This is a genomic window from Albidovulum sp. (genome assembly GCF_049646345.1).
Taxonomy (GTDB): Bacteria; Pseudomonadota; Alphaproteobacteria; order Rhodobacterales; family Rhodobacteraceae; genus Albidovulum.
The window spans coordinates 1-6,377 of sequence record NZ_JBARVQ010000708.1 but is presented as its reverse complement, the minus strand read 5'-3'; the positions used below and the strand labels follow the sequence as shown (position 1 = coordinate 6,377).

At 64.2% G+C, this 6,377-nt stretch carries 7 protein-coding genes and 1 pseudogene; 4 read left to right on the top strand and 4 right to left on the bottom strand.

Annotated elements, in window-relative coordinates; translation table 11 throughout:
* Positions 1 to 322: 322 nt before the first annotated feature.
* Positions 323 to 595, bottom strand: a complete 273-nt coding sequence (locus tag WBB85_RS18450; protein ID WP_432640056.1) for a barstar family protein — start codon at positions 593 to 595, stop codon at positions 323 to 325.
* Between the two features lie 21 nt (positions 596 to 616).
* Positions 617 to 1,198 (bottom strand): annotated as a pseudogene (locus tag WBB85_RS18445) ((d)CMP kinase); the annotation flags it as partial.
* Positions 1,199 to 1,295: 97 nt separating this feature from the next.
* On the opposite strand from WBB85_RS18445, the gene WBB85_RS18440 reads away from it, so the two are divergent.
* The 4 genes from WBB85_RS18440 (at position 1,296) to WBB85_RS18425 (ending at position 4,525) form a co-directional block, all read left to right on the top strand.
* Entirely contained in the window at positions 1,296 to 1,739 is a 444-nt protein-coding gene (locus tag WBB85_RS18440; RefSeq protein ID WP_432640055.1) for a MarR family winged helix-turn-helix transcriptional regulator, read from the top strand.
* Positions 1,736 to 2,377, top strand: coding sequence for a cysteine hydrolase family protein (locus tag WBB85_RS18435; RefSeq protein ID WP_432640054.1), 642 nt, complete (start codon positions 1,736 to 1,738; stop codon positions 2,375 to 2,377). The genes WBB85_RS18440 and WBB85_RS18435 overlap by 4 nt, the downstream gene beginning before the upstream one ends.
* A 75-nt stretch (positions 2,378 to 2,452) precedes the next feature.
* Positions 2,453 to 4,006: a magnesium-protoporphyrin IX monomethyl ester anaerobic oxidative cyclase gene (gene bchE, locus WBB85_RS18430; protein ID WP_432640053.1), complete on the top strand. Its 1,554-nt coding sequence runs from the start codon at positions 2,453 to 2,455 to the stop codon at positions 4,004 to 4,006.
* 39 nt (positions 4,007 to 4,045) lie between these two features.
* Positions 4,046 to 4,525: a YHS domain-containing (seleno)protein gene (locus WBB85_RS18425; protein ID WP_432640052.1), complete on the top strand. Its 480-nt coding sequence runs from the start codon at positions 4,046 to 4,048 to the stop codon at positions 4,523 to 4,525.
* A 19-nt stretch (positions 4,526 to 4,544) separates the two neighbouring features.
* Here WBB85_RS18425 and WBB85_RS18420 read toward each other — a convergent pair whose 3' ends face one another.
* Both WBB85_RS18420 and aroA read right to left on the bottom strand, forming a co-directional pair.
* Positions 4,545 to 5,042 carry a hypothetical protein gene (locus WBB85_RS18420; RefSeq protein WP_432640051.1) on the bottom strand — a complete coding sequence of 166 codons (498 nt, stop codon included), beginning with the start codon at positions 5,040 to 5,042 and terminating at the stop codon, positions 4,545 to 4,547.
* On the bottom strand, positions 5,039 to 6,377 hold a 1,339-nt coding region (gene aroA / locus WBB85_RS18415; protein ID WP_432640050.1), incomplete at its 5' end, for a 3-phosphoshikimate 1-carboxyvinyltransferase. The genes aroA and WBB85_RS18420, both read right to left, overlap by 4 nt.

Here is a 6,377-nt window from a genome sequence, read left to right as displayed (position 1 = left end):
TGCGTGTTCAGTTCCTTTATCTACATGTTTCTGGCCATGCGGTTGGCTCCGCCGGTCTTTGATGGGTCTCGCCGGGATGCGGGACTTACGAAAACAATCAGGGCCGGTGGTAGCCGACCCTGCGCGTCCTCATTGGTCCCAAGCACTTCCGGCCTGTTCGACAGGCGCGCGTATAGGCGGAAAGGGCGTGGAAGGCAAGCGCGAAGGCGCTATCTGGCTAACCATGCAATATTGTCAAACGCCGAATAGGCACATAATGGCAAATGACGAACCAAGTAAGGCGTTTCGTCGGAGCAGGCTGCACGTTTGTCGCCGCTGAAAGTCAGCGTGAACGTTCGACCAGCGTGACTGGGATGCCGTAGTCGCGCGCATCATCAAAAACCGCTGCGATCATTCCGACAAGATCGCGTGCCCTCGGCCCGGCCGTTGCCAGACCAGATACTACCAGTGCAAAGGGCGCCTCTCGCCCATTGATACCTCCGCCAAGACTGTCATACAGCGCGTCGAGGTTCCGCCCGTGCCAGTCCGGAAATTTCAACGCGTCCGACATCGCGGTCCAGACATCGCTTTCGTCTTTCCAGCCGGAGGCATCCAGTCGGATCTCTTCCCCGCAAAGGGCAAGCCGGGTTGCAACGATTTCGATCGCGTCGGCCACTGCGCTGTCGACCGTCAGGTCAGATGTATCCAACACCACCGCATCCTCGGCCGCCTTCAGCGGTGCCGTGGCCCGTTCTGCATCCCTTTTGTCGCGCTCGATCACCTCGGCCAGAACCTGCGCCTCGTCGCCGCCCACTTCCAGCCAGCGGCGGTGGGCGCGGACCTCGGCGCTGGCGGTGACGAAAAGTTTCACCTCTGCCTCGGGGCAGATCACCGTACCGATGTCGCGGCCGTCCAGAACCGCTCCGCCCTCGCGTCGGGCGAAGCTGCGCTGAAACTCGGTTAGCGCCGCCCTCACTTCGGGGATGACGGCGACCCGGCTGGCGGTCTGCCCGGCCTCCAGCGTCCGCAGATCATCGCGGGTCAGGTCAGCTTCGCTCAGGCTCTGTGCTGCCACGACCGGATCGCCGCCCTTGGCCCCCACAGCCCGGTAGAGCAGCCCGGTATCGAGATGGGCAAAACCGAAGTGCCGGGCCACAGCCCTGCTGATCGTGCCCTTGCCCGCTGCTGCCGGTCCGTCGATTGCCACCGTGAAGATCATGCGTCGACTCCTCCGGTACTCTGACTAGGCCAAAGTATCGGCAAGCTCAATTCGGCATTATTGACATTATTAATGTCATTCTGCCAATATACATGTCATGAAGGATCTATACACAATCATCTGGCAGACCCGGCCCCTGCTTCAGCAGATTGAAGCCGCCGTTGCCGCAGGCCTCGATGGCTCTGGCCTGACTGTGCGAATGCGCGCAGTGCTGGAGATCCTCATGTCGGACGGGTCGATGACCGTGCCCGCATTGGCGCGGCGCCTGTCGATTCAGCGCCAATACGTCCAACTTATGGTCAACGAGACAGAGGCCGCGGGATTCACCGCGCGTCACGCGAACCCGGCCCACAAGGCATCACATCTGGTGGACCTGACTAAGGCGGGTCGCGATGCGATCAGCAAGGCCCTGACCCGTGAGGCGGACATTGTCGCAAGGATCGCCCGGCAGTTCGACCCGGCCGACATCGCTGCTGCGAAGCGGGTCAGCGAAGGGCTGATTTCCGCGTTCCGGCAGATCAACGGGGAGGAGCCGACATGATACTCGCGGTTTCGATAGCCACCCTAGCCGTCTTTCTCTGGCTCGCCATCACGCTTTGGCGCTTCGTCCGGGTAAGCCGGGCCGAACATATCGGTGACCGGCGTCAGGGAACCGCCCTTCTGCTGATCGACATGCAGAAGGATTTCCTCGACGACGGCCCCTATCCGACCGAGCTACGAGCCCAGGCCCTGGACGCGGTATCCCGGGCAGCGCTTCAGGCGCGAAGGAACGGATGCCCGGTGATCGCGGTCCGGCAGGCGGTCCGCAGCCCGTCCCTGCGGCTGCTTGCGCGGCTCGCTCTCGGCGGCAAGGGGATGGACGGTACGGCAGGCAGCGAGCTTGTGCCGGAGGTTGCCGCCCTGTCGGACCATGTTGTGAGCAAAGAGGTCAAGGATGCATTCGCATCCGGCGAACTCGACCGCCTGCTTGCACAACATGATGCCGCGCATTTGCGGATCGCCGGTCTGGACGGCGAGCACTGCGTTCGCAGCACTTGTCTGGCGGCACTACAGCGTGGATATAACGTGACCCTGCTTTCCGACGCGATCCTGACTGCGCGCGACACTGGCTGGGACAAGGTGGCACGGCAGGCCAGGATGCAGGGCGTGACCGTCGGGAAAGTTGCCACGCTCTGCTGACATTCTGCTGAAGCCGTCACCGTCGCCTGCTGCCTGTCGCGCTATTTCCGGTCTGACCAACGGACCGGAGACCCCATGCGCCTGACCCTTCTGAACCCGCCCCATACCGCCATCGGCAGCCGTATCCCCGGCGAACATCTGCCGCCCTTCGGCCTTCTCTGCATCGGCGGCCCCCTGATCGACGCGGGCCACGAGGTGCGGCTGGTCAATTCCGATCCCGGCCCGATGGAGATGGCACAGATCGTGGTCGAATGCCTTTTTGACCGCCCGGACGCCGTGTTGATCGGCCATTCCGGGTCCAGTTCCGCCCATCCGACAGTGGTGCAGATCGCCCGCGCCCTGAAACGCGCCCGGCCAGATGTGACGATCATCTATGGCGGCGTCTTCCCGACCTATCACTGGCAGGACGTGCTGACCGGGGTGCCCGAGATCGACATCATCGTGCGGGGCGAGGGCGAGGTGACCACGCCTGCCCTGATCGCGGCCCTCGCTGCCCGCCAGCCGCTCGGCGAAATTGCCGGTCTGGCCTACCGGGAAAACGGCAGGCCAGTTGCAACACCTTCAGCCCCGATGCTGACCGACCTTGACAGCGTTCGCATCGGCTGGGAACTGATCGACTTCGCGGCACATTCCTATTGGGGCGGGCGGCGGGCGGTGATCCTGCAATTCTCGCGCGGCTGCCCGCATCTTTGCACCTATTGTGGCCAGCGCGGCTTCTGGACCCGCTGGCGGCACCGCGATCCGGCCCGGTTCGCGGCCGAGATCGCGCTGCTGGTCCGCGACCACGGCGTCGAACTGATCAACCTTGCGGACGAGAACCCCACCTCCTCCCGCAGCACCTGGAAGGCGTTCCTTGAGGCGCTGATCGCCGAGGACGTGAAGGTCACGATCATCGGATCGACCCGCGCAGATGACATCGTGCGGGATGCCGATATCCTGCACCTTTACAAGAAGGCAGGCGTGTTGCGCTTTCTTCTGGGGATGGAGGGTACAGATGAGGCAACCCTGAAGGCGATCAAAAAGGGTGGTAGCCGCTCGAAGGACCGCGAGGCGATCCGGCTTCTGCGCCAGCACGGCATGATCGGCCTTTGCACCTTCGCCGTGGGGTTCGAGGAGGAAACCGACCGCGATTACTGGCGCATGTTACGCCAGCTTCTGGCCTATGACCCCGATCAGGTCATGTCGATCTACGCCACGCCCCACCGCTGGACGCCGTTCCATGCGCAATCCGCGACCCGGCGGGTGATCCAGAATGATCTCAGGCTCTGGGACTACAAGCATCAGGTTCTGGAAACTCCGAACGTGCCCGCCTGGCGGGTCTTCCTGTGGGTCAAGATTATCGAGGCCGTTCTGCAACTGAGGCCAAGGGCGCTCTGGCGTACGTACCTGCACCCCGACCCCGAGATCCGCCATGCCATGCGCTGGTATTCCCACATGGGGCGGCGCGTGGTCCTACATGAGATACTGTCCTTCTTCTTCCGCGAAAGGCGTCGGACCGGACCAACAGTTGCCGGGTTCTGGGGTGGGGCGCAGCTTGCCGAAGAGGCGCTGGCGCGTTCGGGACGATCGGGAAAGCGAACGGGACGGGCTGTCATGGGCGGGCCGCAGCCCCCTGCCTATCTGCGGTGAACCGGGGCCAGTGCCCCGTCACCACAGAAAGGAAAACCCATGAAAACGACGCTTCTCATCGCCGCCCTGACCGCCGCTTTGCCAGTCTTCGCCGCCCCCGCCTTCGCCGCCGACGAGTTGAACGTCGCGCCGGGCCTGTCCTATGCCGGGGCGCCCGTCGGGCTGCACGGTGCCGATCCGGTCGCAGTGGTCAACGGAGATGTGATCACTGGCGAGGGCGAGTTCTCATCCGTCCTGAACGGCGCTGCCTATTACTTCGCGACGGCCGAGAACAAGGCTGAATTCGACGCCAACCCGACAGCTTTCGAGCCGCAGAACGGCGGGTTCTGCACCTATGGCGTCTCGGTCGGCAAGAAGTTCGACGGCGATCCGCGCCATGCAGTCGTGCATGAGGGCAAACTCTACGTCTTCCTCAACGCCAAGACGCGCGAACTCTTCCTTGAGGACGTCGCGGGCGCGCTGACCAATGCCACCCAGAACTGGGCGAAGATCGAGCACGTCGCCGCAACCGACCTCTGACCCAACCTCGCGCGCGTCCCTACCGGGGCGCGCGCCTTTGTCCAAGCCAGAGCCGCGCCAGCGCGCCGAACAGCAGCGCGAGCAAGAGCCACTTGAGAAGCGTCATCAGGCTTGTCGCGGTGGCAATGACATCGGCAAACCCGTCGGGATTTTTCAGCATCGCCCGGATCAACGCATTTTCCAGATAGTCGACCCCGGTCTCGAAAACCGCCAGTTTCGAAAGCCGCCGCGCCAACGCCTCCGGCGCCCAGCGCTCAAACGCCTCGCGCAAGGTGATGCAAAGCAGTGCCGGAAAGATCAGGTCGAGCGCCTGCACGATCCAGAGATACCGCCACAACGCCCCGTCCGACAACGCCGCCAGATAGGCCCGCGCCGTCCCGGCCCCATAGGGCAGATGCGGCGCATCGAAGGTACAGAGCGTCCAGACCCCGCCGCAGCCCATCGGGCTGGTGACAATCATCGCAACGAACAAAAGCGCCGCCGTGACAGCGGCCGCCCTGAACGCGGCGTCTGTCACCGGTTCGACCGCTCGACCGATGCACCAAGCCCGGTCATCAGTCCCTCAAAGACTGGAAACGAGGTGGCGATAGGCGAACCGTCATCGACGCTGACCGGCTTTTGCGCGGCAAGGCCAAGAACCAGGAACGACATGGCGATCCGGTGGTCGAGATGGGATTTGCAGGTCGCCCCGCCCGGCACGCCACCCGGCCCCATCCCGTGGACGATAAGCGTATCCTCATCTTCCTCGATCATCACGCCGCAGGCCTCCAGCCCGCGCGCCATCGCATCAATGCGGTCGCTTTCCTTGACACGCAATTCCTTGACCCCGCGCATCACGGTCCTGCCCTCGGCAAAAGCCGCGACCACCGACAGAACCGGATATTCGTCGATCATGGAGGCCGCGCGTTCTGGCGGGACTTCGATGCCTTTCAGCGACGATGCCTTTACGCGCAGATCGGCGACCGGCTCGCCGCCCTCCTCGCGCGGGTTCTGGAATTCAATATCGGCGCCCATCTCCACCAGAGTGGTGTAAAGCCCGTTGCGGGTCGGGTTCTGGCTGACGCCGGGGACGAGGATATCCGAACCCTCGACGATCAGGGCAGCACACACGGGAAAGGCGGCCGAAGACGGATCGCGGGGCACGGCGACAGTTTGCGGGCGAAGCTCGGGCTGGCCGGTCAGGGAGATGACATGACCCTCATCGGTTTGCTCGACCGTCAGCTCGGCCCCGAAACCGCGCAGCATGCGTTCCGAATGGTCGCGGGTCGGTTCCTTCTCGATCACCACCGTTTGCCCCGGCGCGTTCAGCCCGGCCAGCAGCACCGCCGATTTCACCTGCGCCGAGGGCATCGGCACGGTGTAGCGCACCGGCACCGGATCGGCCGCGCCGACGATGGTCATCGGCAGGCGCCCGCCCTGACGCCCATAGGCTGTCGCCCCGAAAAGCGCCAAAGGATCAGTCACCCGGCCCATCGGCCGCTTGTTGAGGCTGGCATCGCCTGTGAAAGTCGCGGTGATGGGTGAGGTCGCCATGCAGCCCATGATCAGCCGCACCCCGGTGCCGGAATTGCCGCAATCAATGACATTCGCAGGCTCGGCGAACCCACCGACGCCCACGCCATGCACCGACCATTCACCCGGCCCATGCTGCACCACCTCGGCCCCGAAGGCCCGCATCGCCTTCGCGGTATCGAGAACGTCCTGCCCTTCCAGAAGCCCGGTGACGCGCGTCTCGCCCACCGCCATCGCGCCGAGGATCAGCGAGCGGTGCGAGATCGACTTGTCCCCCGGCACCTCGGCCCGCCCCTTCAGGGCCCCCGACTTGCGGGCAGTCATCGGAATGGGCTCACCG